Annotated in this window: 25 protein-coding genes and 2 riboswitches; of the genes, 13 read left to right on the top strand and 12 right to left on the bottom strand. The window is 65.2% G+C overall.

Going from position 1 to position 23,348, the window contains the following annotated elements; all coding sequences use genetic code 11:
• Positions 1–38: 38 nt before the first annotated feature.
• From ACT3S6_RS13785 to ACT3S6_RS13755, 7 genes are all read right to left on the bottom strand, one after another.
• Positions 39–1,286: a molybdopterin molybdotransferase MoeA gene (locus ACT3S6_RS13785; RefSeq protein ID WP_444555432.1), complete on the bottom strand. Its 1,248-nt coding sequence runs from the start codon at positions 1,284–1,286 to the stop codon at positions 39–41.
• Complete coding sequence (locus ACT3S6_RS13780) at positions 1,286–1,561, bottom strand: DUF6457 domain-containing protein (RefSeq protein WP_444555431.1); 276 nt, start codon at positions 1,559–1,561, stop codon at positions 1,286–1,288. Before ACT3S6_RS13780 ends, ACT3S6_RS13785 begins: the two co-directional genes overlap by 1 nt.
• 22 nt (positions 1,562–1,583) lie before the next feature.
• Entirely contained in the window at positions 1,584–2,324 is a 741-nt protein-coding gene (locus ACT3S6_RS13775) for an NTP transferase domain-containing protein (protein WP_444555430.1), read from the bottom strand.
• A complete protein-coding gene (locus tag ACT3S6_RS13770; RefSeq protein WP_444555429.1) occupies positions 2,321–2,818 on the bottom strand; it encodes an HNH endonuclease in 498 nt (165 codons plus the stop codon). The genes ACT3S6_RS13775 and ACT3S6_RS13770 overlap by 4 nt, the downstream gene beginning before the upstream one ends.
• Before the next feature lie 284 nt (positions 2,819–3,102).
• Positions 3,103–4,080, bottom strand: a complete 978-nt coding sequence (locus ACT3S6_RS13765; RefSeq protein ID WP_444555428.1) for a C40 family peptidase — start codon at positions 4,078–4,080, stop codon at positions 3,103–3,105.
• Between the two features lie 6 nt (positions 4,081–4,086).
• Positions 4,087–4,261, bottom strand: a riboswitch (cyclic di-AMP (ydaO/yuaA leader).
• 133 nt (positions 4,262–4,394) lie between these two features.
• Positions 4,395–5,402 carry a M23 family metallopeptidase gene (locus tag ACT3S6_RS13760; RefSeq protein WP_444555427.1) on the bottom strand — a complete coding sequence of 336 codons (1,008 nt, stop codon included), beginning with the start codon at positions 5,400–5,402 and terminating at the stop codon, positions 4,395–4,397.
• 4 nt (positions 5,403–5,406) lie between these two features.
• Positions 5,407–5,578, bottom strand: a riboswitch (cyclic di-AMP (ydaO/yuaA leader).
• A 111-nt stretch (positions 5,579–5,689) separates the two neighbouring features.
• Positions 5,690–6,388 (bottom strand): metal-dependent transcriptional regulator, encoded by a 699-nt coding sequence (locus ACT3S6_RS13755; RefSeq protein WP_444555426.1) that lies wholly within the window; start codon positions 6,386–6,388, stop codon positions 5,690–5,692.
• Between the two features lie 179 nt (positions 6,389–6,567).
• On the opposite strand from ACT3S6_RS13755, the gene serC reads away from it, so the two are divergent.
• Positions 6,568–7,689 (top strand): phosphoserine transaminase, encoded by a 1,122-nt coding sequence (gene serC, locus ACT3S6_RS13750; protein ID WP_444555425.1) that lies wholly within the window; start codon positions 6,568–6,570, stop codon positions 7,687–7,689.
• 3 nt (positions 7,690–7,692) lie between these two features.
• On the opposite strand, the gene ACT3S6_RS13745 is transcribed toward serC, so the two are convergent.
• Positions 7,693–8,271 (bottom strand): DUF3027 domain-containing protein, encoded by a 579-nt coding sequence (locus tag ACT3S6_RS13745; protein ID WP_444555424.1) that lies wholly within the window; start codon positions 8,269–8,271, stop codon positions 7,693–7,695.
• Positions 8,272–8,273: 2 nt separating this feature from the next.
• The gene (locus ACT3S6_RS13740; RefSeq protein WP_444555423.1) at positions 8,274–8,657 is read right to left on the bottom strand and encodes a cold-shock protein; all 384 of its coding nucleotides are present in this window, start codon (positions 8,655–8,657) and stop codon (positions 8,274–8,276) included.
• Positions 8,658–8,853: 196 nt separating this feature from the next.
• Here ACT3S6_RS13740 and ACT3S6_RS13735 point away from each other — a divergent pair, with 196 nt between their 5' ends.
• The 4 genes from ACT3S6_RS13735 (at position 8,854) to ACT3S6_RS13720 (ending at position 11,788) form a co-directional block, all read left to right on the top strand.
• Positions 8,854–9,081: a hypothetical protein gene (locus tag ACT3S6_RS13735; protein WP_444555422.1), complete on the top strand. Its 228-nt coding sequence runs from the start codon at positions 8,854–8,856 to the stop codon at positions 9,079–9,081.
• An 87-nt stretch (positions 9,082–9,168) separates the two neighbouring features.
• Positions 9,169–9,879, top strand: coding sequence for a response regulator transcription factor (locus ACT3S6_RS13730; RefSeq protein ID WP_444555421.1), 711 nt, complete (start codon positions 9,169–9,171; stop codon positions 9,877–9,879).
• Between the two features lie 12 nt (positions 9,880–9,891).
• Positions 9,892–11,379: a sensor histidine kinase gene (locus ACT3S6_RS13725; protein ID WP_444555420.1), complete on the top strand. Its 1,488-nt coding sequence runs from the start codon at positions 9,892–9,894 to the stop codon at positions 11,377–11,379.
• A 118-nt stretch (positions 11,380–11,497) separates the two neighbouring features.
• Positions 11,498–11,788, top strand: a complete 291-nt coding sequence (locus ACT3S6_RS13720; RefSeq protein WP_444555419.1) for a WXG100 family type VII secretion target — start codon at positions 11,498–11,500, stop codon at positions 11,786–11,788.
• On the opposite strand, the gene ACT3S6_RS13715 is transcribed toward ACT3S6_RS13720, so the two are convergent.
• The 3 genes from ACT3S6_RS13715 to ACT3S6_RS13705 all read right to left on the bottom strand — a co-directional run bounded on the left by ACT3S6_RS13715 (position 11,778) and on the right by ACT3S6_RS13705 (position 16,585).
• A complete protein-coding gene (locus tag ACT3S6_RS13715) occupies positions 11,778–12,998 on the bottom strand; it encodes an HTTM domain-containing protein (RefSeq protein ID WP_444555418.1) in 1,221 nt (406 codons plus the stop codon). The genes ACT3S6_RS13720 and ACT3S6_RS13715 overlap by 11 nt on opposite strands.
• A 1-nt stretch (position 12,999) precedes the next feature.
• Positions 13,000–13,755 carry a DUF5819 family protein gene (locus ACT3S6_RS13710; RefSeq protein ID WP_444555417.1) on the bottom strand — a complete coding sequence of 252 codons (756 nt, stop codon included), beginning with the start codon at positions 13,753–13,755 and terminating at the stop codon, positions 13,000–13,002.
• Positions 13,756–13,897: 142 nt separating this feature from the next.
• On the bottom strand, positions 13,898–16,585 hold the full coding sequence (locus ACT3S6_RS13705; RefSeq protein WP_444555416.1) for a choice-of-anchor G family protein: 2,688 nt from the start codon (positions 16,583–16,585) through the stop codon (positions 13,898–13,900).
• Positions 16,586–16,832: 247 nt separating this feature from the next.
• Here ACT3S6_RS13705 and ACT3S6_RS13700 point away from each other — a divergent pair, with 247 nt between their 5' ends.
• The 8 genes from ACT3S6_RS13700 to ACT3S6_RS13665 all read left to right on the top strand — a co-directional run bounded on the left by ACT3S6_RS13700 (position 16,833) and on the right by ACT3S6_RS13665 (position 23,246).
• Positions 16,833–17,324 (top strand): response regulator, encoded by a 492-nt coding sequence (locus ACT3S6_RS13700; protein ID WP_444555415.1) that lies wholly within the window; start codon positions 16,833–16,835, stop codon positions 17,322–17,324.
• Positions 17,321–17,512 (top strand): response regulator transcription factor, encoded by a 192-nt coding sequence (locus ACT3S6_RS13695; RefSeq protein WP_444555414.1) that lies wholly within the window; start codon positions 17,321–17,323, stop codon positions 17,510–17,512. The genes ACT3S6_RS13700 and ACT3S6_RS13695 overlap by 4 nt, the downstream gene beginning before the upstream one ends.
• 185 nt (positions 17,513–17,697) lie before the next feature.
• Positions 17,698–18,294, top strand: coding sequence for a SipW-dependent-type signal peptide-containing protein (locus ACT3S6_RS13690; RefSeq protein ID WP_444555413.1), 597 nt, complete (start codon positions 17,698–17,700; stop codon positions 18,292–18,294).
• A 6-nt stretch (positions 18,295–18,300) separates the two neighbouring features.
• Positions 18,301–18,909 carry a SipW-dependent-type signal peptide-containing protein gene (locus tag ACT3S6_RS13685; RefSeq protein WP_444555412.1) on the top strand — a complete coding sequence of 203 codons (609 nt, stop codon included), beginning with the start codon at positions 18,301–18,303 and terminating at the stop codon, positions 18,907–18,909.
• Positions 18,910–20,280: a signal peptidase I gene (locus tag ACT3S6_RS13680; protein WP_444555411.1), complete on the top strand. Its 1,371-nt coding sequence runs from the start codon at positions 18,910–18,912 to the stop codon at positions 20,278–20,280.
• The gene (locus tag ACT3S6_RS13675; RefSeq protein WP_444555410.1) at positions 20,273–20,821 is read left to right on the top strand and encodes a hypothetical protein; all 549 of its coding nucleotides are present in this window, start codon (positions 20,273–20,275) and stop codon (positions 20,819–20,821) included. Before ACT3S6_RS13680 ends, ACT3S6_RS13675 begins: the two co-directional genes overlap by 8 nt.
• A gap of 94 nt (positions 20,822–20,915) precedes the next feature.
• On the top strand, positions 20,916–22,340 hold the full coding sequence (locus ACT3S6_RS13670) for a phytoene desaturase family protein (protein WP_444555409.1): 1,425 nt from the start codon (positions 20,916–20,918) through the stop codon (positions 22,338–22,340).
• 9 nt (positions 22,341–22,349) lie between these two features.
• Positions 22,350–23,246 (top strand): DUF4031 domain-containing protein, encoded by an 897-nt coding sequence (locus tag ACT3S6_RS13665; protein WP_444555408.1) that lies wholly within the window; start codon positions 22,350–22,352, stop codon positions 23,244–23,246.
• Positions 23,247–23,348 lie beyond the last annotated feature (102 nt).

Genomic DNA, 23,348 nt, shown 5'->3' with positions numbered 1-23,348 from the left:
GCCGATCTCGGACCACAGGGGTTCCACGGCGGATTCTTTCACCGACCGTACCATGGCAGTTCCAGGTAGGTGAGCTCTCCTCCGGCCGCCACTCCCTCCGGGGGGACGACCATGACGACGTCGGCCTGGGCCAGGCCACGCATCATGGCCGAGCCGGTGTGTTCGGAGGCCACCAGCTGCTGCCGGGCCACCGGATCCGTCCATCGGGCTGGCAGGAGCCGGTGGGAGTGCCCGGCCCCCCGGACCGCCTCCCCGGTCCGCACGGCCACCGGCGCCGACGGCGGTTGGCCGTTGGCTCCTTGGAGCAGGGGTTCCAGCAAGGTCACCACGGCCATGAAGGCCGCCAGGGGGTTGCCCGGCAGTCCCACCAGGAGCCGTCCGCCGGGCAGGCCCCGCAGCAGGGCCGGGTGCCCCGGCCGCATCGCCACCGAACCCACGATCGAGGTTCCCCCGAGTTCCTCGGCCACCGGACGCACATGGTCGGCGGGCGAATGCCCGGTCCCCCCGGTGCTGAGCACCACATCGGCGCCCCGGGCGGAGTCGGAGTCCAGTGCGTCCCGGGTCGCCGGGGCGTCGTCCCCGATCCGCAGCACGTCCGCCACGACCCCGCCGAGGGCCTCGATGCACCCCGGAAGCACCGGACCGAAGGTGTCCCTGACCTGTCCCGGGGCCGGAATGCCCGCGGTGACCACCTCGTCGCCGGTGAGCAGCAGACGGATCCGCACCGTCGAGGCGACCGGCAGCTGGTCATGTCCTCCGACGGCGACCACCGCGATGCGCCCCGGCGTCAGACGGGTGCCGGCACGAAGGAGCAATTCCCCTTCGGCGGCCTCGCGGCCCGCCGGGCGGATATCGGCCCCCGCGGCGGGGGCGTCGGGGGTGGAGAGTGTTCCGGTGGCCGCCTCCAGCTCGCTTGCTTCCTGCCGGAGCACCGCCGTCGCCCCCTCGGGCACAGACTCCCCGGTCACGATGGCCCGGGCCCGGCCCGGTTCCAGCGGCGACGGCGTGCTGCCGGCGCCTGCGTGGGGCCGCGGTTGTTCGGCGTCGTCCCCGGAATCCTCCCGGGGCCGTTCCACCTGCCAGGGACCTTCCCCCGCCACGGCCCAACCATCCATCGCCGAGGAGGCATAGTGGGGCATGGTGTGCAGGGAGTGGATATCCTGCGCCAGGACCCTCCCGGCAGCCCGGGCCAGAGGGACCAGTTCGGGCTCCCTACGGGCCGCCGCCAGCGCGCTTCCGGCCTCGTAGGCCAGGCGTCGCGCCTGGTGCCAGTCTGCTTCTGGCACTATTGCTCGGAGCCGCTGCGCCGTGCCAGCAGTTCGTTGACCCGCTGCGTGGCCCCCTGCATGGAGGCCTTGTCATCAGCCATGCCGGCTCCGGCCGCCAACCCGGCGGCAAAACCTGCGACGTAGGTGGTCACGGGCGCGGCCGGACGAATGATCGAATGCGCGGCGACTCCTGCCATGCCCAGGATGGCGTCGATGTCCACGGGGGCCTCGGGGATCTCGAGTCCCTTCAGCAGTTCGGTGACCCATTCATCCAGCTCGGGCATCTCGGACATCCATACCTCCTGTTGCAGCGGGCTACCGGCCCCTGGCTTCATCCGACGGGCGGCTGATTCCTGCCCGGTCGGCGTCTTCCCAAGTGTCCACGTCGGTGTAGTCCACACCGTCGAGGGACACCCTGACTATCTGCACCTTAGCAAGCAGGCGCATCATCGAGGAGTTGGCCAGCCCCTTCCCCTGGCTCGTCGCGGACTCGACGGCCTGGACCAGTGCCCCGGTCTCCACCACACAGCTCAGGGGTTGGAGTCTTCCGTCGGCATCCACCGGGACCCAGGCCCTGCCGAAGTCGACTTGCCCCAGGCCCTGGGCCTCGATTCCTTCGGTGGCGGGCGTCGGCGCAACGGGGCCGACCGCTTGGTCGCCGGCATGGGCCACGATGCCTTCGACCACCGGGCCGGGATCGATCAGGTCGGCGGCCAGGATCAGGGTCAGGGGTGCCTGTTCCACCGGGGCCGGGACTTCCCCGGCCGTCCCTTCACCCAGGCTGTGCAGGCCGGCGGCCACGGCGGCCGCCGGGCCGGCGAAGGCCGGGTATTCGCGGGTGAGCGTCAGGATCTGTCCGGCGGCTGCCCCCTGGGCGTAATCCGAGATCACGGGGTTCAATTCCGTCGGACCGACCACGGCGATGCGGTTCGCCGACGACGCGGCCCGGAGGGCATGTTCCAACAGGGTGGACCCCCCGTGGGCCAGCAGTGGCTTATCGCGTCCGCCCAGCCGGCTCCCCCGGCCACCGGCGACGATGATGGCGTCGAATTTCATGCTGCCGTCCCGGTGAGGAAGTCCGACCATCCGGGTGCCGGACGCTCCAGTTCGGTGATGAACCATTGGGGCCCGCGGGGCCGGAGGGGTGTGAATCTGGGTTTCCATCCCAGCTGGCGCAAGGTCTTGTCTCCCTTGGTGCTGTTGCAGTCCAGACAGCAGGCGATGAGGTTCTCCCAGGTGTTGGTGCCTCCGCGGGAACGGGGCGTGATGTGGTCGACGGTGGTGGCTGCCTTGCCGCAGTACCCGCATCGGCGGCCGTCCCGGCGCAGCACTCCGCGTCGGGTGACGTTGGCTGCGTTCCGGTAGGGCACCTTGACGTACCGGTTGAGCAGGATCACCGACGGTCTTCCGACGACCGTCCGTGGGGTCACCACTGGTTCGCTGTCCTCGGCCAGGACGCTGGCTTTGCCGGTCAGCACAAGAAGCAGCGCCCGGCGGAAGGTCACCACCGCCAGTGGTTCATATCCTGCATTCAATACCAGGGTTCGCATAGGCGTTCCTTGTCGTGGTGTCCACCCGTGGTCAGCGGACCAAACCGTTGACCGCGGTTCTCGTGCAAGGTCCATCGGGCACCAGCCTAAGCCCGCAACCCCCGTCGTGGGGACCACCCCGCCTCGTCGCCGCGCGTGTCACTCCTGCCCCCACGACGAATTCATGCTGCCCTGTCCGGGGGGTTCATGCCCGGGATCGTTTCCCGTCGTCGGGGTGTCCGCTGGCTTAAAAGTAGTGGAGCCCCCACCCTTTCGGGTGAGAGCTCCACTAGATGCTAAGTCTATTAGCCAGCGATCGTGTAGTAGCCGACCAGCGGGGCCGCGTACGGGCCCGTGGTGTCGCGGATGACCGTGCCGGCCTTCGGGTTCTGGGCCCCGACCATCTTGCCGCCACCGATGTAGATGCCGACGTGCGAGTCGTTGCTCTGGAAGACCAGGTCGCCCGGCTTCGGGCTGGAGGTGCGCACGAGCTTGCCGGAGGCGCGCTGTGCCGCGGCGTTGTGCGGCAGGCTGACGCCGGCCTTGCCGTAGATGTACTGCACGAAGCCGGAGCAGTCCCAGCCGCCCGGGGTCGAGCCGCCGAAGACGTATGGGGATCCGATGTACTGCTTGGCCATGCTGGCAATGCTGGAGTTGCCGGTGCTCGGGGCAGTCTTCGTTTCCTTCTTCGTCACGTTGGAGGACGTCGAGGAGGTGTTGCCCGAGGACGCGTTGTTCGAGGAGGAGTTGCTCGACGAAGTGTTGCTCGAGGACGAGTTGCTCGAGGAAGTCGAGTTCGAGGCGGCAGCGGCCTGACGACGCTCGGCGGCAGCTTCCTGAGCTGCTTCCTGGCGCTCGGCGGCAGCTTCCTGAGCTGCTTCGCGACGCTCGGCGGCGGCCTTCTCGGCTGCCTCGCGCTCTGCCTTCTGTGCTGCGCGGTAGTCGGCGCCATCGGTGGCGGACTTGATCGAGCGAACCTTGACGACCGGGGCGTCCTTCTTCTTCGCGGCAGCGACCTTGACCGTGCCCTGCACGGAGGCCTTCTTGGCGACGAGGTCGGCCTGCAGGACGTCGGAAACCGGCGCCTTATCTGCTTCGCGGGTGGCCGGGGTGGCCTGGGCGGGAACGCCGATGGACAGGACGAGGCCCGATGCTGCGGCGATCACGGCGGCCTGACGGCCAACGGAGCCTGCGTTGGAGGACACTGCCTTGGAGATCGACTCCAACGGATTGGTGCGAACTGGGGTGGCGCGGTGACGGCCAAGAGCGTGACGCGTGGTCATGAATTGATTACCTCTCCCAATGCCTGCGAGGTGAGCTGTCGGATTCGAGTGGGAGTCACTCGGTGTCTGGCCCGCTGGACGGACCCTGACACTTAACCCCAAGGATCCTGATGGACCCGAAATGTGGTTCCCCCGCTACTGCCAAGCGATTTTGCGAACGGACCTCGGGCAGTGGCAGTATTCGGCAATCTGCTCGAGTGTGCCTGACCCCTATGCGGTCTGGCACGACGACAACATTATATGAAGTGCTTCTAAAAGTCACGTTCAGGTCACGAAACGGTTAGCTCCAGGTCACGACCCGCGACTTTCCGGGGCTAAAGCCACCCTGCGGGGTCAACCGGCGTGTCGTCGACCAGGACTTCCAGATGGACATGGCAGCCGGTGGAGTTGCCGGTCGTCCCGCTCAGGGACACCACCTGGCCACGCTTGACCTTTTGCCCCACCGACACCTTGAGGCTGCTGTTGTGGTTGTAGGTGGTCTCCAGGCCGTTGCCGTGGTCGACGCGGACCCGGTTGCCCGAATGCCCGGCCCAGCCTGCCTGCACCACGGTGCCCGCGGCCGAGGCCTTCACCGGGGACCCGCAGGCCATTCCGTAGTCCTGTCCGATGTGGACCTGTCCGCCCGCACCGGTGGGATTCGACCGAGCGCCGAACGGGGAGGTGATCCGGACATGATCAACCGGCTGGGCAAGGACGCCGCGGGTATTGATCCGACTGACGTCCCCCCTCGAGGCGGACATCAGGTAATCGAGCTGGTCGTCCTTGCTGAAGCTGCTGGAGACCGAGGCGCGGACGATGGCGAAGTCATCGGAGTCCGGCACGTCGACGTCGGCGATATTGGCGCTGGCCTGGTGGGCGACCCGCTCATCGGGCCCGGCGGGCTCGTCGCCGCCATCCAGCGCCGGGTACGCGGCCGCCAAGGCCAACCCGGAGACCGCTGCCACGGCGGCAAACCGGTGGCTCCAGGCCAGGACGGGGCGGCGCGGGGAATGCGTGCGAGCCCGGGGGCCGGCGGCGCGGACACCGACGGGCAGGCCGATCACCGTGGAATCGAACGACTCCCTGGTGTCCTGCGGTGCGGGGAAAGACTGTTGGCTGCCTGCCGGATCGGCCAGGAGCGGAACGATGTCGGCAAGATCGGCCGGCTGCTCGGCGGCAACCGCCTGGGCTGCCTCCCAACGCACCGAAGTCGCTGGTGCCGCGTAACGCATGGTCGACGCAAACCGCCGGGGCACATACGGGCCGTGGACGATGTCCGGTGCTACAGCTTCGGCCAGCGGTGCCGGGGCGGCACGCCGCCCGGAACGTTTTTGCTCTGTCAAACGAGAGACCTCTCATGGCGCCTGCGGAGTTAGCTGTCGGGTTCGGATCCCACGGATCCGGCCGCGCACAAAGCTGCAGCTTCACCCCAAGACGGCCTGGTGCCAAGGAAACAGGCGAGCCGGCCGTCGGTGTTTGGGTTCTCCACCCCTGCCTGTCATTTGGGCGAACGGACCCGATCCGCAGGCAGGGCTAAGCGTCGGAACGAGTGGATGAGGACGAATCCCCATCCGTTATCCACGCTACCCGAATCGGATACGAAGTAACAGTTCCGTTATAACTATATCGACTATAGCGATTGCCGTGCCACGAAAACGTGGGCACTGACCTCCACGGGAAGCTCCAGGGCTCCTTCGATCCCCTCGACGCGGACCAGGACGTAGTCCCCCGCCCGTTCCAGGGTCACTTGGGCCCCGGGACGGATGCCGCCTTCATTGAGCTGGGCGAGCAGTTCGGGATCCACCTGGATCGCCTCGGCCAGCCGTTCGACGGCCACCGGCCCGGTGTTCTCGTCCAGCAAGGCGGAGTCTAGGTTCTGTACCCCCATGGAGAATTCGTGGGCCGCCGGTCCCCCGAGGGCCTCCAACCCGGGAATCGGGTTGCCGTAGGGAGAGTCGGTGGGTTTGCCCAGCAGATCGTAAAGCCGCTTTTCGACGCGCTCGCTCATGACGTGCTCCCACCGACAGGCCTCGTCGTGGACGTATTCCCAATCCAGTCCGATCACGTCGGCCAGCAGCCGCTCGGCCAGACGGTGTTTGCGCATCACCGAGGTGGCCCGTTCCCGTCCAGTGACCGTGAGTTCGAGGTGCCGGTCCTGGTTGACGACCACCAGGCCGTCGCGTTCCATCCGGGCGATCGTCTGCGAAACCGTCGGCCCTGAATGGTCCAGGCGTTCGGCAATGCGGGCACGCAGAGCCGTGATTTCCTCTTCCTCGAGTTCCAAAATGGTCCTCAAGTACATTTCCGTGGTGTCGATCAGATCTGTCACTGCGTGGCACTCCTGTAGGGCGGGGCGGTCAAGGGGGAACCCGTGGTTGCAACTCTACCTGCGTTAACAATGCCACCTGCTTTCGGCATTCCACCAACTGTTGCGCCACCATTGGTCCGGGGTATTTTCCGAACCCACGAAGTCCACACCACTGATTTCACCGATGGCAGGAGCACCACTTGACCGACTCTCTGAGCATCCCCGCATCCCTCCTGCCGGCGGATGGCCGGTTCGGCGCCGGCCCCTCCAAGGTCCGTCCCGCGCAGTTGGAGGCCCTGGCAGCGGCCAACCCCGGGATCCTGGGGACCTCGCACCGCCAGGCCCCGGTCAAGAACCTGGTCGGCAGCATCCGTGAGGGCCTGTCCACCTTCTTCAGCGCCCCCGAAGGTTACGAAGTCATCCTCGGTGTCGGCGGCTCCACGGCCTTCTGGGACGTCGCCTCCTTCGGCCTGGTCGAGCAGAAGGCCCAGCACCTGTCCTTCGGCGAGTTCGGTTCGAAGTTCGCCAAGGCCACCGACCGGGCCCCTTTCCTGCAGGGGTCCTCGATCATCTCCTCGGAGCCCGGCACCCGGCCGACCCCGCTCGCGGAGCCGGGCGTGGACGTCTACGCCTGGCCACAGAACGAAACCTCCACCGGTGTCGCGGCACCGGTGAAGCGTGTGGAGGACGCCGACGACGGGGCCTTATTGCTGGTCGACGCGACCTCGGCGGCTGGAGGGCTGGCCGTGGACGTGTCCGAAACCGATGTCTACTACTTCGCCCCGCAGAAGAACTTCGCCTCCGACGGCGGTCTCTGGTTGGGCTTGTTCTCGCCCGCTGCGCTGGAACGCGCCGGACGCGTGGGGTCGGGCGAGCGTTGGATCCCCGATTTCCTGGACCTGCGCACGGCCATCGACAACTCGTTGAAGAACCAGACCTATAACACCCCGTCGCTGGCCACCCTCGTGACCCTGGATGAGCAGATCTCCTGGCTCAACGACCAGGGCGGTCTTGATTGGGCGGCAGCCCGCACCGCCGACTCGGCGGGCCGGGTGTATTCATGGGCCGAGGCCTCCGAGGTCGCAACCCCCTATGTCGTGAAGACCGAAGACCGGTCCAACGTCATCACCACCATCGACTTCGACGATTCCATCGACGCCGCCCGGGTGGCCTCCATCCTGCGCTCCAACGGCATCGTGGATACCGAGCCGTACCGGAAGCTGGGCAGGAACCAGCTGCGGATCGCCACGTTCGTGGCGATCGAACCGGACGACGTCTCGGCCCTGACCGCCTGCATCGACTACGTCGTGGAGAACATGTAGCCGCTATCGGCGACGACGGCGGGACCGGGAGCGCTGCGGACCCCGGCCCGCAGGCTGCTGGGTCTGCTCGGCCGCGGGGGCTTCCTCCCCGTCCCCGTCATGCTGCTCATCGGCCGGAGCCTGCGCGGGCTCGGCCGCCGACCCCTTCCCGGTGCCCGTGGCCGCGGAGGCGGCTGCGCCGTCGCTCTGTTCTGGCTTTTGTTCCGGTTCCTTGCCGCCGGATTCCTGCCCCGCGGCTTCGGCCGCCTCGGCTTCCCGTTGGGCCTGGAGTTCCTCGGGGCGGACCCGGTCGGCCCACGGCACCCATGCGGGGGCCACGATGGCTCCTTCGCCGGGCAACAGCCCGGTCTCGCAGACCGTGGCCACCTTCCCGCGCGGAACCCGGGCCAGTGTCACGTACCAGTTCCATCCGGCGTACCCGGGGAGCCTGGCCTCGAAACGGTGGGTCAGCACGCGATCGTCATCAGCGGCGACGCCCAGGTGCTCCCCCACCCAGCCGGGTTCCACGGTGGCCGACAGCGTCATGCGGGCGAGGTCGGTTTCGGCGCTCAGAAGGGCGTCGACTTTTGGTGCCCGTGCCATGATCAGGCGTCCAAATCGTCGGCGACGCGGCGCAGGACCGCAGCAATCTTGGTGGCCTGGCCCTTCTCGGGGTACCGGCCCTTGCGCAATCCATTGGAGACCTTGTCGAGGACCTTGATGAGATCCTCGATCAGGATCGCCGTGTCCTCTGCGGGCTTCCGCTTGCCACGGACCACCGAAGGGGCGGCCTCCACGACGCGCGCCGTCAATGCCTGGGCCCCTTTACGGCCCTGAGCGATCCCGAACTCCATACGGGTGCCCGCGCGGACCTCGCTGACGCCCTCGGGCAACGCCGAGGCGTGCAGATACACCTCCTGGCCGTCGTCGGTGACCAGGAACCCGAAACCCTTGGAGGCTTCAAACCACTTCACTTTGCCAAAAGGCACTTCGCCTACCTCGTTCTCGCGTACCGGCGACGCCCGGCCCGATGGCCGCGCCGCGTCTGGATTCCCGACCGAACCCGCATCGACTGCGTCTGGGCGCGGATGCGATCCTGGTCGGGGAAGTCTATTCGTCTAGAGTACGGCATGGGCGCGGCCGAGAGGACTTTGTCCGCCGCCCCGACGCTGATATTTTGACCGGGTGAACACCCTTGATTCCCCCGCCACCGCACAGCGCATCGTGACCGTGTTGGCCGCGGCAATCGCCCTGGTCTCCGTTGCGTGCCTGTCCTTCGTCCTGATCCAGTACACCGCGGGTGCCACTCCATTCACCCCGGTCATGGCCGTCGGCCTCTACGGGCTACCGGTCGCCTTCTTGTTGCTCATCACCCTGCTTCTGCTGCGCATCAACGCCAGACGGCGTCGATGAGACCATCGGCCCGCGCCGATACCCTCGTACCATGGCACACAACTGGCGCACAGAAAACTCCCAGACTTTACACGCACAATTGGTGCCATGACTGACAAACCTGCGGAAGCCAAGCTCCTCGTCGTCGACGACGAACCCAATATCCGTGAGCTGCTGTCCACCTCCCTGCGTTTCGCCGGCTTCGACGTCACCGCTGCGGCCAACGGCCGTGAAGCCTTGGCCGCCGTCGAAAAGGAACTCCCGGATCTTGCCGTGCTGGACGTCATGCTCCCGGACATGGACGGGTTCACCATCACCCGCAAGCTCCGCGCGGCCGGCCGCCACTTCCCCGTCCTGTTCCTGACGGCACGCGACGGAACCGAGGACAAGGTCCAGGGCCTGACCGTCGGGGGCGACGACTATGTGACCAAACCATTCAGCCTCGACGAGGTCGTGGCCCGGATCCGTGCCGTATTGCGACGGACCCAGCCGCTGGACGAGGACGATGCGATCATCCGCGTGGACGATCTGGAACTCGACGACGATGCCCACGAAGTCCGCCGTGCCGGCGAAGTAGTCGACTTATCCCCCACCGAGTTCAAGCTGTTGCGCTACCTGATGATGAATCCGAACCGGGTGCTCTCCAAGGCCCAGATCCTCGACCACGTCTGGGAATACGATTTCAACGGGGACGCCTCCATCGTCGAGTCCTATATTTCATACCTGCGCCGGAAGATCGATGCCCGGGAGGACTGGCCGGCCATGATCCAGACCAAGCGGGGGGTCGGCTACCTGCTGCGCTCGGCCGATCGGCGCTAGGTCCGGCCTCTGGTGCGTTCGCTCCCCCGCCTCCTGCGGCAGGTATCCCTCCGCTCCAAGCTCGTGGCCCTCATGGCCACGTTGATGATGTGCGGGGTGCTGGTCACGGCATTGTCCGCGTCGGCCTCGCTTCGGCTGACGCTGCAGGACCAGATGGATACCGATCTCAAGGACAACTCGATCGCCCTGGCGAACATCATGTGGTCTTCCTGGAAGAACCAGGAGATGCCCAGCGAGGGGGCGACGCTGGAGTTCAACCGCTTCCGGGGGACCTTGCGGGACAACGACGGCAACGTGCGTTACGAACTCCCCCATCGAAAGCACACCGATGCACCCGAAGTCCCGCCGATGACCGTCGATGAGGTCCGGGACCTGAAATCCTTCAACATGGACGTCCCCGGCACGGAGGAATCCTCCCGTGGCTGGCGCACGGGTATCTACACCCTGCGCAACAACGACGGATACATCGTCGTCTCACTGCCCCTGCAGTCGACGATGGGCACCGTGGACAAGGCCACGAAACTCGTGGTCACCAGTGGCACGCTGGTGACCCTGGTGATGTCGATGATCGCCTACGGCATCACGGGGAGGGCCCTGAGGCCGTTGGTCCGGGTCGAACGCACCGCCGCGGCGATTGCCGCCGGGGACCTTTCCCGACGTGTTGAGGAATATCCCCCCGAAACCGAGGTCGGCCGATTATCCCGTTCTCTGAACGCGATGCTGGCCCATATCGAGCAGGCCTTCCGCGGGCGGGCCGCCTCCGAACGCAAGATGCGCCGCTTCATCCAGGACGCCTCCCATGAGCTACGGACCCCTCTGGTGACCATCCAGGGCTACTCCGAGCTCTACCGGCACGGCGGGGTGAGCGGGGAAGAGCAGATCGGGACGGCCATGGGCCGGATCGAAGGCGAGGCCAAACGCATGGCCCAGCTCGTGGAGGATCTGTTGACCCTGGCCCGCCTCGATGAACAACGCCCCTTGGAACGCCAACCGGTGGATCTGCTGCAGTTGGGCTCGGATGCCGTGGAGGACGCCCGGGTCAATGCCCCAATGCGCGAAGTCCGTCTGGTGGGCCTGGACGGACCGCAGGCCACCAGCGCCCCCAGTAGCGGCGATGAGCTTCGGCTGCGCCAGGTCGTGGGGAACCTGATGACCAATGCACTGCGCTATACCCCCGAAGGCTCACCCCTTGAAGTGGCGGTCGGGGTCCTGCCGGTGATCGACGGGCGTTCGGATGCCGTGCTGGCGATCCGGGACCACGGCAGCGGGATCTCCGAGGAGGACGCAGCCCGGGTGTTCGAGCGGTTCTATCGGGCCGATAGCTCCCGCCAGCGGGAGACCGGCGGAACCGGACTCGGATTGGCGATCGTCGCGGCCATTGTCGCCCAGCACGATGGGTCCGTCCGACTCACCGAAACCCCTGGTGGTGGGGCCACCATGTCCATCCACCTGCCGTTGGTCCCCGCCGACTCCTCCTCCACGGACGACGACGGGTCCTGAACCTTCCACAGTTTGTTCCCGATCGGCGCGGGAGCGCTTCCTACTCGTGCATCGTGTTGCTGGGGCACATCCGGGTGTCCCCGACCGTGGAGGTCAAGGAAACGAGCGGGGAGTCACCATGAGTAGTTTTTCGGCCAACACAGCAGAAATGCGCGGACGGGCCCAAGCAGTCCAAGGGACCATCGAGCGCCTACGTGCCGAGGTGAACACCATGCAGGCCGGTCTGCGGGACCTCGAGTCCTCCTGGCACGGGGCTGCTGCCTCGAATTTCCAGGCCGTCGTCGCCGATTGGCGGGCCACCCAGATGAAGGTCGAAGAATCCCTGACCGCCATCAACACCGCCTTGTCCCATGCCTCACAGCAGTACGACGATGCCGAGGCAGCAAATGCAAGGATGTTCACCTACTAAGCGGGGCCCCGTTCCGGGCCGCGGCCCTCGCCGAGGCGCCGACAGAGGCCTTCTCTCTGGGGGCTTCCTGTTCAGAAGATTTCTCATCGGTCATGCCATCGGACTCTTCCGCGGGACGCGACGGTTCCGGGATTCGGCCGGCACCTTGACGCCAGGCCTGGACGATCCACGACCGTAACCGCTCCCAGGTGACGTCGCGGATGAAGATCGCATCAATCGCAATCATGGCCAACGAGAACCAGGGCAGGCCCATAAGGACGGCGATGCCGACGTGGAATCCCACCATCGCGAACAGCGCAGGGATCCTCGTCCATCTGAACAACAACGCCCCGGGGAACGTCAGCTGGATGATGATTGAGCCGATGCTGGCGATCGCTACCGCGGGTCCCCAGGCCGTGACCAGGTCGCTGAGCTCCGGCCAGGGCCCGAACCGGACCGTCTGCAAGGGGGCATACACCGCGGTTCCGTCACGCCAGGGCGCCCCACCGGCCTTATAGAGGGCACCCGAAACGTAGACGAAGATGACCTGGCAGGCCAGCACGACGATGACGAGGTTATGCGCTAGGGTCGGCACCGGGTCGGGGACGATCCGAGCGAGGATCCCAGCCCCCTTCCCCGCCCTCTGCTTGCCTGCGCGTTTGGCTCGACGGCGCGCATCGAGCGACCAACGCCCCGAAGGATCAGCGAAGATGAGACCGATCAACGCAATGCGGAAGATATTGTCTCCCTGGTCCGAGGCCAGATCCTGGACCTCGATGAGGCTGACCCACATCACCGTGAACAGCGGGAGGAGGATCCTGGTGCGGTACCCCAGGATGACGGTCACGGCCAGAGCGCCGGTCAGTAGATAGAGCAACGTCAGGGCGGTGTCGTTGGTTGCTGCATGGCGGAAGGCCGAAAACAGCCAGGAGGCGGACAGCTTGCTCTCGGGGTCCTGGATCTGGCCCGTCCATGCCGCACCCGAGCCAAAGGTGTAGTACCGGCTTCCGAAGTTGGTGGTCCACAGCCCCAATGCGGCGATTCCGAGGAGGATCCGGGTGACGGCGAGGCCGTATCTGGCCTTTTTGGTGTCCAGCAACCAGTTTTCGATCGTCACCAAGACGCCGCCGATGGCGGCCAGGAGGTGCCGGGGGCCTTCGCTCCAGAACGAGCCCCACAATCCGGCTACTCCGCCTTTGAAGCCGGCGAACCTGCGTGAAAAATCTTCCATGCTATCTTTCGCCCCTTGCCCGGTTGAAGACTTCGGCGAACCGTTCCTGGTTCTGACCCGGTACGGTGTATCGGCCGCGCCAGCCCGTCGATATCACTACTGCCTCGGGACGTTTGGCCTCAGGATCATGCCGGTGCTTGAACGGAACGACGCTTTGGCGGCTGACCTCGAATTCGACGTAGTTCACCGCGTCTCCCCATACGGCATGGGCTACTTGGGTTGCGTAGGCCGTGGTGGTCTTCTCCGCCTCCATATGTGCCTCGGCGCGATGCTTTTCTGCCGTTGATTCCGCGGAGGCGATCAATGACTGATCAAGCCTGGCGAGCCAATCGTCACCTTTGAAATAGCCGGCGGCGACAACATCCTTCTGGGCCTTCTCGAGTTTGTCGAAGGTCTTCTTATAGTCACGCCCCTGAATCCCCCCGAGAATTGCGGCCCGCTGCGGAGACAGGTGGTGCGTCAGCATGCGTGACTCGACGTCGGTGGCATCGACCCATTCGGTTGCGTTCTTCGAACCTTCTAGCTGGGCCCGCACCTTGACGGTGTAGTCGCCGTTGACCGGGGAGGGAGCGAAGACGCTCCAGCTTTGTCCGAACAACGGCATGATGTAGCTACTCAACGCCTTCTGCGGAACGAGGTCCCGCAAACCACTCGGAGGAGCCACCCATAGGAAGGTGGCCAAAAGGTGCCAAGCCGTGATCGCGACGCACCCGATCGTGACGCCGCGCAACCACGCCGGACGCTTTCTGGTGGGCATTGGAGTGTGTGTCATCAGGGGAATACCTTCGGCCCTTCCGCCAGCGGTACAGCCAACTGCTGGTGTACCGCGACGGTTACGAATAAATGGTGTGGGCTGGCACATCGTCTCCGATGTGCCAGCCCACGTCTTATTGCCTCCGTTAGGAGACTGAACGCCTCCGAGCGATCAGCAGTGCAGTACCACCGGCGAGCAGCAGAGCCAGGGCTGCGAGGCCCAATGGCAAGCTGGTCGCACCGGTGGACGCAAGCCCGCCGCCGTTGTTGACGTTCACACCGGAACTAGCGGAGTCGCTATCTGCTCCGGTTCCAGCGCTGGCATCCGCGGACGAGTCCGCATCGGCAGAAGCCGATGAGTCGCCAGCAGCAGTCACCATGAATCCGACGGTAGTTTCGGATCCGTTGGACTCCTGGCTAGCCGTGACACTGTGCTTGCCCGGGTCAACGTCCTTGAACGTCACCGACCAATCACCATCCTCGTCAACGGTCACCGTCTGGCTCTCTCCATCGTCCAAGGTCACGACGACCTCTTCACCGGGAGTGCCCGTGCCGGTCACCGGAACATCGGCGCTTCCATCATCGGAAGAATCAATGTCCTGGCCCTCCGTGGGGCTCGTGATAACCACATCAGCTGATGCGTCATCCTCGCCGTTGGAAGAGGTATCGGAGTCAGCATTCGTAGCAGCGTCCGTGTCAGCAGTCGCGTTCGCATCTGCATCGGTGTCAGCGTCAGCAGCAGTAGCCGCATCCGTGTCAGCATCCGTGTCAGCAGTCGCGTTCGCATCTGCATCGGTGTCAGCGTCAGCAGCAGTAGCCGCATCCGTGTCAGCATCCGTGTCAGCAGTCGCGTTCACATCAGCATCGGTGTCAGCGTCAGCAGCAGTAGCCGCATCAGCGTCCGTGTCTTCGACAACAGCGAAATCGGTTTCAGCCGTGGAATCATCACCGGATTGCGTAGCAACGACAGTGTGATCACCCGGCTCAACTTCCGGGAACGTGACTGACCAGGTTCCGTCCTCATCCACGGTTGCTGTCTGTGAAGTTCCATCGTCGCCGTCGAGGACTACGACAACTTCCTCACCCGGTTCCCCTGTTCCTTCAACCGGAACGTCTGAGGTGCCTCCCGCAGGTGCAGTGACTTCCGAGCCCGGTGCCGGATTAGTGATGGCAACTGTTTCGATTTCCTCTTCGGCAATTCGCACATATGACGTTGCGAGTCCCACGTTGGCTGCATCAGCGCGCGGCAACAACGACAGTGCGAGTGCGGAGACGTGGAAGTCGGCCGGCAACGTGACGTCCTGAGATTCGGTGCCCAGGTTTGCAGCGCTGCCGCTCTGCTTGTTGATGGTGACTGATACGACCTCGTCCAGAACTCCGCTCAGAACCGGGGAGAGGGTATTCAGAACCGGAGTCGCAACACCCGTCAGGCTGTCAGTCAGACCGCTAAGCAACGGGTTCACAACTGCGCCGACACTCTGCGTCAGCGGAACAACCAAGCTATCCGCGACAAAATCCAACACCGGGTTGAGCAGAGTCGGCAAAAGGCTAATCTCCGCGTCAACGTTCGGGTCTGCCCCGGAGGTTCCCAAGAAATCGCCCAAGGCGCCGTCAATTGTGAGGTTCCCTGTAGTAGCAGAGACAAAGGGCGGTTTAACACTGAGGCCTGTTTCGAGCGTCAATGTTGCTTCGTTGATAGCCTTCGTCAGCTCCGTGTTGAGCTGATCGGTCAACGAACCGACCGCTTCAGCCAGACCATCGGTCACCTTTTGCAGAGTAGCCGAACTAATGACTTCAGTGTTGGCTGGCAACCCATTGAGGGTTCCGCCGGCAACCGCCTTCTCCAGGTCGATGGTGATGGTTCCATCCGCCAGGTTCAGAGCAACCAGCCCGTCGGTGTCCGTGATGGTCGACTGCAAGAGGCCGTCGTTGATTGATTCCAGAGCGGAATCCAAATTACCGATGGAGATTTCCGTCGGCCCAAGATTCACCTTGGCGACGCCGAGGTTGACTTCAGTACTCAGCACGTCTTCGAGGGCGCCGGTGATGGCCCCGTTCTCGCCCACCGCCCCGTTCAGCGTGGTTCCCACACCGTTGACAACGTCACCGAGGTCGCCGCTCAGCGATCCGACCAGCGGGCTGTTGACGTTCGCCTTCAGATCGGCAACGGTGTAATCGCTCTTGCCTGTCCCTGCATCGAGGGTTGCCGTCGAGGCGATTGCCCCGACTTCAAGGTTGAGCTGATCGATGACTTCATCGGTAAGACCGTCAACACCCAGCTGACCCAGCAGGCGAGTGAGCTCGACCGTTGCGTTTTCGGAGCTTCCGCCTCCACCGGCGTTGGCATCGATGGCCCCGTCCGCGCCCACCAGGCCGGCCGAAGCAGTGGCCTTGGTCGGCTCCGTGGCTTCCGCATAGCTGTGCAGCGCACCGAGTGCGCCAAGATCCAGCAGACCATTACCGCTGCCGTCATCAATCAACGGCAGTTGCAGCGACGGAAGTGTCAGGTTCACAGCACCGAGTGCGCCGACGTTCAGCGGCTCATAGTGTTCGCCCGGGTTGCTCGGCACGCCTGCTTCGCTGGTGGCGGCTTCCAGAAGGTCCAGGCTCAACACATCGCTGGAAATAACCTGTCCACGGGCTTCCGATACATCAGTATCGGCGGCCGAAGCGATTCCCGTCTGGAACATCAAGAGGCTGGAAACCATCGTGCCCGCCAGAATTCTCTTGGGGGTCAGGAAACGTCTTTTCCCGACCTCCAATGGTTTAGTTGCCAAGCTCAAAGGCCCTCCCAAATATTTGCGATCTAGTGATGAAGTGGTGGGAGCAGCCATCTTCCGGCCAAGATCCCCCCACGAAGAACCCTAAGGATTCAAATGGCGGATCGGTCTGGCCGTTCAGCTAGACATGAATAGCCGATGGGCCTCACGTCGACGACGGGCACCAGGGCGCGAAATGCCCCTGCTGAATTGAGGTCTCGCCCCGAAAGTAGGCTATTAATAGTTCCATAGCCGTATAAGTACTCGAGGGAACGCCTCGGCAGCGTCCACGGAGAGCCAGGGGGCTCCGGAGGGAGAAAACATGGGCGAAAAGCGGCTCAGAGTCCATGCCGCGGATAGCGATGTCATGTCGCTACTCGCCGTCAGGCATATTTTTTCACAGACCTGCGACCTCGAATTGGAGAGCGTCACCTCCAACGGAACCGAGGCCGCGGAGACGGCGATCCTGGCCAAACCCGACATCGTCTTGATGGAAACCAATGTCACCGATGTCGACAGTCTGACGGCGACGAAGATGATCTGCTCAGAGGCCCCCGAGGTCAAGGTGGTTTTCCTCTCCACGGTTCACGACGCCGTCAGCATCAGCCGCGCCTACGCGGCCGGCGCCAGCAGCTTCCTCGCCAAGAGCTCCATTGTCCGTGAGCTGTCCTCTGCCTTGAGACTCGTCTCCCTCGGCCATCAGATCTTCTCCTCCTCATCTGATCAACAACGACTCCAGATTCCAGGCTCGGCTGAGGGCGGGCCCCAGGAGCAGATCATTGCCCGCTGCGGCGAACTTACCAGCGGCTATTGATCGCTGTCGCCCAGGGCTGCACGAACCAGGAAATCGCCGCTACCCTTCATGTCAGCGAAGGCACGGTCAAAGCCCATATAGCCAAATTCAATTCCCAGTTGAACATCAGCAACCGCGTACAACTCGCCGTGGCCGTCGCCCAAGCAGGACTCCTGGACACCAGAGACGCCAACTCCTTCGTCCGCTAGAAACCCTCCCGCACACCCTCCCCACCGGCGGCGGGCCTACGATAGCCAATCGGCCAGAGTGCAGCGTCCGACTAGCCAGAAATATCCTGGATTCCCAACAGGTCACCCTTGAATCCATAGCATGGTTCCGGGTGTCCCATTTAGTCCGCGATGTGGGCTGGCACCAACCGCACGAGGGGGAAGCCATGCAGGCAGATTCAAAGAAGAAGTTCCGCGCCGTTCTCGTCGGAGGACTGGTGGTGGGGGTCGGGGCCGCAGTAACGCTCGCGGCCTGGAACGACTCCGAATTCGCCCAGGGGACCTTCGCGTCCGGACAGTTCAATCTGGAGGGAAGCACCACCAGCTCGACCGAGGGATTCGCCGACCACCCCAGCAGCGAAGATGCCGCCGCACTGACCTTCGAGGTCAACCCGGAAAACATGAGCCCGAACGACAGTGTCTACGCTCCGTTCTCGGTTCGCCTGGATGAAACGACGACCAATGATGCTTCCGTCGATATCACGGCAGCCGCCGGTGGAACGACCACCGGCATGAGCTACCGTTTGATCCAGACCGAGGCCTTCGGCTGTGATTCCGACACCGCGGGCACCGACCTGGTCCCGGCAGGTACCGCTTTGGGCTCCGTCTCCGGTGCAGCCGCCTTCGATCTGGCCAAGGGTGCTGCGGCGTCGGCCGGCGAAGCCACCAATCTCTGCTTCATAGTCACGGCCGACGACGACCTGGCACAGGACCAGACAGGCACTTCCACCTGGGAATTCACGGCGACCAGCAAGGACAGCTAGCACATCGTGGGAACACATGGCTCAACCTCACCAGAACGCACCGGCGGACGCCGAGCTAAAATCCGGGCGCTGCTGATCGGCGCGTTGGTCATCGGTGTGGGTGGTGCCACGACGTTGGCGGCTTGGACCGATGGTGAAAATGCTACCGGGACCTTCGGCACCAGTGTCTTTGGCATCCAAGGCTCCACGAACGGCAGCGCTTTCGCGAAGCACCCCAGCGACGCACCTGCATCCTTGGACTTCGCTGCCACGGGCATGACCCCAGGCGATAAGGCCTTCGCCTCGTTCGACGTTCGGACCACTGCTGGAACCACGATCGATGGAACTGTTGCCGTGACCGACGCCACGGTGGCCGGGGACTCGGCCATCACCGGGAACCTCAGTTACCGGGCGGCAGCAGTACCAGCCGGAACCAAGTGTTCCTCAACCGTCTATACCGGGGCGGCCCAGAACATCGGCACGGTCTTTCCCCTCCCTGCTCAAGCCGTCTCCGCAGCTGGAGCGAACACCGTCCGATATTGCTTCGAGGTGACCCTGGCGGCTAAGACGCCCAACACGGCACAAGGAAAATCCGGTTCCGCGACCTGGGTATTCAGCGCAACATCGGCCACGTAGATGCGACCTGTCCCCACCCGATCCCGCCGTCCTTCCGCCGGGAAACTCATTGGTGATCTGGTCCTGAACCTCGCTGCGGTCGGAGGGGCCCTGTGTCTGGTGCTGGTGGTGTTGGCTTTCGTCTTCAATATTTCGCTGATCATGTTCAAGACCGGCTCCATGACCCCGACGATCCCGGCAGGGTCGGTGGCAGTCATCCGACAGATTCCTGCCGAGCAGATCAGCGTCGGGGACGTGATCACGGTGGATCGTCCGGGAAAGCTGCCCGTTACGCACCGGGTCGTGGAGTCGTCCCCTGGAGATGCCGCCGGCCAGCGCGTCATCCGGCTCAAGGGCGATGCCAATGACACCGCGGACATCGCCCCCTACACGGTGGCCGAGGCAGGCCTGGTGCTTTGGCATGTTCCGGGGATGGCCAAGGTCATTGTTGGCATGTCGAGGCCCTGGGTCCTCGGTCTGATCACGCTCGCTGCCGGGGCCCTAGTCACTTGGACATTTTGGCCACGTCCGCCCGGGAACACGAAGGACAAAGCCTCAGGAAACGCCCCCGCAGGACCGGCCACCACCGAAGAAACGCCAGCGTATTGCGAAAGCCGGACCGGCACATCCGCCCCCTCCCCGAAGATCCGCCGCCCAGGGCGCCATCCAGGAGGAGCACTTACTCTCCTGCTCGGCATGGCGGTCTTCCTCTCCCCCATGACCCTGACGGTCCCTTCGGCCCAGGCAGACCCGGCGGACCGCCAGATCAACGGACGGTACCTGAGACTGACCTCCGTGGCGGATCCGGAAGCGATGACGACGTTGGCTCCCGGCGACTCGGTCGTCTGGCAGGTCGGGATCAGCGCCGATCCGCCCTCGCCCGGAAAGATCGAGGTCGGCTATGCCTTCACCGGGCGTCGAGCCCTCCCGTTGGAGATCACCACGACGGCCTGCACGACGCGTTGGCATGAGGGACGCTGCCCCGGGGCGGAAGTCCCAGCGGCGGGGATTTCGGCATCCGGCAACACCAATTCTGGCCCCCTCCTGTCTTTCGGAACCGGGGAACAGCGTTGGGTCCGCCTTCAGGTCCGTGTCCCGAGCGATGCCGCAGTGGCCCAGGATGCGGTGACCCGGCTCAGGCTGGTCGTCGCCGGGGCGGGCGAAGAGGTCTCGGCCAATCCAAGCGGTCCGTCGCCGGAAACCGGGACAGACCGGACGGGGAGCCCTTCCGAGGGCTCCGTAGCCGACCCCGGACGCCCGATCGTTGAGCCACTGCCCTCCACCGGCGGGGACGTCCTAGGTGCCCTGTTCTGGGGATTGATCGCCGTCGTGGGCGGTGTGGCCGTTTCCCTGGTCGCCCGGGTCGTTCAACGCAGGTCCCATCGTGGCTGACGTGCGTTCCGTCCGCCGGTTGTTGTCCCGGTCCTCACCACTGCTGGTCGCCGTGCTGGCGCTGACTCTGCTCGGAGCCTCCGGGGCAGGCATGGCGGAACCCACCGAGGCCCAATGGGCGGATGCCGAATCTTCGTCGGGCCGGTTCACCGCCCTCCGGGTCGAATCCCCCACCCCGAACGGCGGCTGCACGTACGTCCCGCATGCCTTGAAGCCGGATAAAATCCTGCTCTACTGGCACCTTCCCGCCGGTCAAACGCTGGAGGACATCAGATTTGAGGCCAAAAGCAACCGGGGTATCAGCATCGTGGACAAACTCAACAATTTTTCCTTCCTTGATGACTCGCATCCCGACGCCGGGCCGAACAACTACAGGACCGAGGTCCCGGTCGGCTTGCTCAGCGCTCTGTTGGGCCTCGGGGCAAAGATCACGTTGACCCTGACCAGCACGGCGGGAGCCTGGACATCCGCACCGATGAGTGCCGTCGCGACACTGCCCACGCTGACCATCGGAGGAAAGTGCAGCAACGTACCGGCCTAGGGGCGGAACGGTCCCCGACAGGCAGCACCGCCAACCATGCCGAGGCCCACTGTAGGGTTGTCGATGGACAACTTCCTCGAAGACGGAGTCATTGATGTCACGTACGGCCATCGTCGTCGGATCGGGCCCCAACGGCTTGGCCGCCGCGGCCTTCCTGGCCCGCCAAGGCGTTGACGTGACGATCCATGAACAAGGCCCCCTGCCGGGAGGCGCAGCACGATCGGCAGAACCACTCGGGGAAGGTTTCATCACCGATCTGGGTGCCGCGGGCCACCCCTTCGGCGTGGGCAGCCCGGCTTTCCGGGAACTCGGTCTGGCCGACCACGGGCTCGAATGGGTCCACCCCACCTACCCCATGGCCCATCCGCTGCCCGGACGCGACTCCGCACTGCTCCAACGCGATGCCTCATTGACCGCTGCGAGCCTCGGCTCCGACCGGAACGCCTGGCGCCTGCTGCACCAGCCGGTGGTCAAGCATCCTCATCGAACGCTGGAGAACATCACCGGGCCGCTGTTGCGTCTGCCGCCGCATCCGCTGTCGATGGCCTCCTTCGGCATCCGGGCCGGTTGGCCGGCCCATCTCCTGGCCCGTCGCCTCTTCGAAACCGAGGAAGCCCGCGCACTCTTCATCGGTTCAGCGGCCCATTCCATGCTGCCCCCCACCCATCCGTTCACCGCCGCGTTCGGCCTGGTCTTCGGAGGGCTCGGGCAGTCGTTGGGATGGCCCGTGGCCCGGGGTGGAACCGGCCGCATCGTGGATGCCCTGCTAGCGGTATTGGACCAGCACGGGGCAAAGATCCACACGAATTCCCCGGTGACCGACCTGCGCGATCTTCCCCGGGCCGATGCCGTCCTGCTGGACCTCACCCCCCGCCAGATCCTCAAACTCCAGGGGGCCGGGTTGGAGGACCGCTATCGCCGCCATCTGGCGAAGTGGAAGTACGGCATGGGCGGCTTCAAGGTCGACTATCTGCTCGATGGCCCCATCCCCTGGTCCGACCCGCGGACTGCCGAAGCCGGAACCGTTCATCTGGGCGGGACGATGGAGGAGATCACCGAGGCAGAATCGGCCACCCAGCGGGGGCACCTGCCGGCCCGGCCCTTCGTCCTGCTCTGCCAGCAATCCACCGCCGATCCCAGCAGGACCCGGGACGGTCGCCACGTGGTGTGGGCCTACGCCCACGTCCCCAACGGGTGCACCGCCGATGCGGCCCCGCTCATCGATGCCCAGATCGAACGCTTCGCCCCCGGATTCCAGGACCGCATCATCGGCCGGGTCGATTCCTCACCCCAGGCGTTGGAATCATGGAACCCCAACCTGGTGGGCGGGGACATCGGAGGCGGATCACTCCGTGGGCTCCAACAGGTCCTGCGCCCTGCCCCGACCTTGCGGCCTTACAACACCGGGACGGCGGGACTCTACATCTGTTCCTCCTCCACGCCCCCGGGCGGGGGTGTGCACGGGATGGCCGGCTGGCATGCCGCCCGGGCCGTGTTGCGCGATTGGGATCACCGGTAATCTGGGTCCATGGCCATCCTCATCGATCCGCCGCTGTGGCCGGCCCACGGCACGGTGTTCTCACATCTGGTCTCCGACGTCTCGGTGGAGGAACTCCACGCCTTTGCCACGGCTGCCGGGCTGAGTCGGCGCGCGTTCGACCGCGACCACTATGACGTCCCCCTCCGGCGCTTCGATGGCCTGGTTGCCGCGGGGGCGCATCCGGTCCCGGCCACCGAGCTGGCGCGGCGGCTGATCCGTTCCGGGGTGCGCGTCCCGGCCCACCAACGCCCCGAGCGCCTCCAAGGGGTCCTCACCGATGCCTGGGACCGGATGCTGCCCGGCTGCCCCTGGATCGCCTCAGAACTGATGGAACGCTGGTCCGAACCGCACCGGCATTACCACGACCGGGCCCATCTGCTGGCCGTTCTGCGGGCCCTGGACCTGTTGTGTTCGCGCGGGGAGGCCATTGGAGCGCATCCGCGCGCACCGTGGCTGGCGGCCTGGTTCCACGATGCCGTCTATGCCGGAGTCGCCGGCCGGGATGAGGAGGATTCAGCCCGGTTGGCCGAAGAGCTCCTTCCCACGGCGGGTCTGCCCACGGCCGAAGTGGACGAGGTGGCCCGGCTGGTCCGTCTGACCGCCGACCACCGCCCCGCAGGGCACGACGCCGGTGGCCGGCTGCTTTGCGATGCCGATCTGGAGGTCCTGGCCCGCCCCGGCCCGGCCTACCGACGCTATGTCTCCGCGGTGCGCCGCGACTACGCCACGGTCTCCGATGCCGACTTCGCCCGGGGCCGCGCCTCCGTCCTGCGGTCCCTGCTCGATACCGAAACGCTCTTCGGCACCACCAGCGGACGGGATTTGTGGGAGGAGCCGGCCCGGAACAACCTCGCCATCGAGTTGGCGGGACTACCGGGGACCTGACCCCCACCGTTCCGGATTTTAACGACGCCGGCGCGGCCCCTCGTTTCCGAGGTGACCGCGCCGGCGTCGTCGTGCAGGGGCTGAAAGGCCCGGGAGGCTAGA

Origin of the sequence: Arthrobacter sp. AOP36-C1-22, from assembly GCF_052377515.1 — a bacterium.
Lineage (GTDB): Bacteria > Actinomycetota > Actinomycetes > Actinomycetales > Micrococcaceae > Arthrobacter_H.
The sequence above is the reverse complement of the archived record's forward strand: the minus strand, read 5'-3'. Positions and strand labels throughout refer to the sequence as shown.

Coding starts and splice junctions, on each gene's coding strand:
- ACT3S6_RS13690 (WP_444555413.1), top strand. CDS start 17,698: ATGCAGGCAGATTCAAAGAAGAAGTTCCGCGCCGTTCTCGTCGGAGGA.
- ACT3S6_RS13715 (WP_444555418.1), bottom strand. CDS start 12,998: ATGGAAGATTTTTCACGCAGGTTCGCCGGCTTCAAAGGCGGAGTAGCC.
- ACT3S6_RS13780 (WP_444555431.1), bottom strand. CDS start 1,561: ATGTCCGAGATGCCCGAGCTGGATGAATGGGTCACCGAACTGCTGAAG.
- ACT3S6_RS13770 (WP_444555429.1), bottom strand. CDS start 2,818: ATGCGAACCCTGGTATTGAATGCAGGATATGAACCACTGGCGGTGGTG.
- ACT3S6_RS13710 (WP_444555417.1), bottom strand. CDS start 13,755: ATGCCCACCAGAAAGCGTCCGGCGTGGTTGCGCGGCGTCACGATCGGG.
- ACT3S6_RS13765 (WP_444555428.1), bottom strand. CDS start 4,080: ATGACCACGCGTCACGCTCTTGGCCGTCACCGCGCCACCCCAGTTCGC.
- ACT3S6_RS13665 (WP_444555408.1), top strand. CDS start 22,350: ATGGCCATCCTCATCGATCCGCCGCTGTGGCCGGCCCACGGCACGGTG.
- ACT3S6_RS13670 (WP_444555409.1), top strand. CDS start 20,916: ATGTCACGTACGGCCATCGTCGTCGGATCGGGCCCCAACGGCTTGGCC.
- ACT3S6_RS13730 (WP_444555421.1), top strand. CDS start 9,169: ATGACTGACAAACCTGCGGAAGCCAAGCTCCTCGTCGTCGACGACGAA.
- ACT3S6_RS13720 (WP_444555419.1), top strand. CDS start 11,498: ATGAGTAGTTTTTCGGCCAACACAGCAGAAATGCGCGGACGGGCCCAA.
- ACT3S6_RS13705 (WP_444555416.1), bottom strand. CDS start 16,585: ATGGCTGCTCCCACCACTTCATCACTAGATCGCAAATATTTGGGAGGG.
- ACT3S6_RS13745 (WP_444555424.1), bottom strand. CDS start 8,271: ATGGCACGGGCACCAAAAGTCGACGCCCTTCTGAGCGCCGAAACCGAC.
- ACT3S6_RS13775 (WP_444555430.1), bottom strand. CDS start 2,324: ATGAAATTCGACGCCATCATCGTCGCCGGTGGCCGGGGGAGCCGGCTG.
- ACT3S6_RS13700 (WP_444555415.1), top strand. CDS start 16,833: ATGGGCGAAAAGCGGCTCAGAGTCCATGCCGCGGATAGCGATGTCATG.
- ACT3S6_RS13680 (WP_444555411.1), top strand. CDS start 18,910: ATGCGACCTGTCCCCACCCGATCCCGCCGTCCTTCCGCCGGGAAACTC.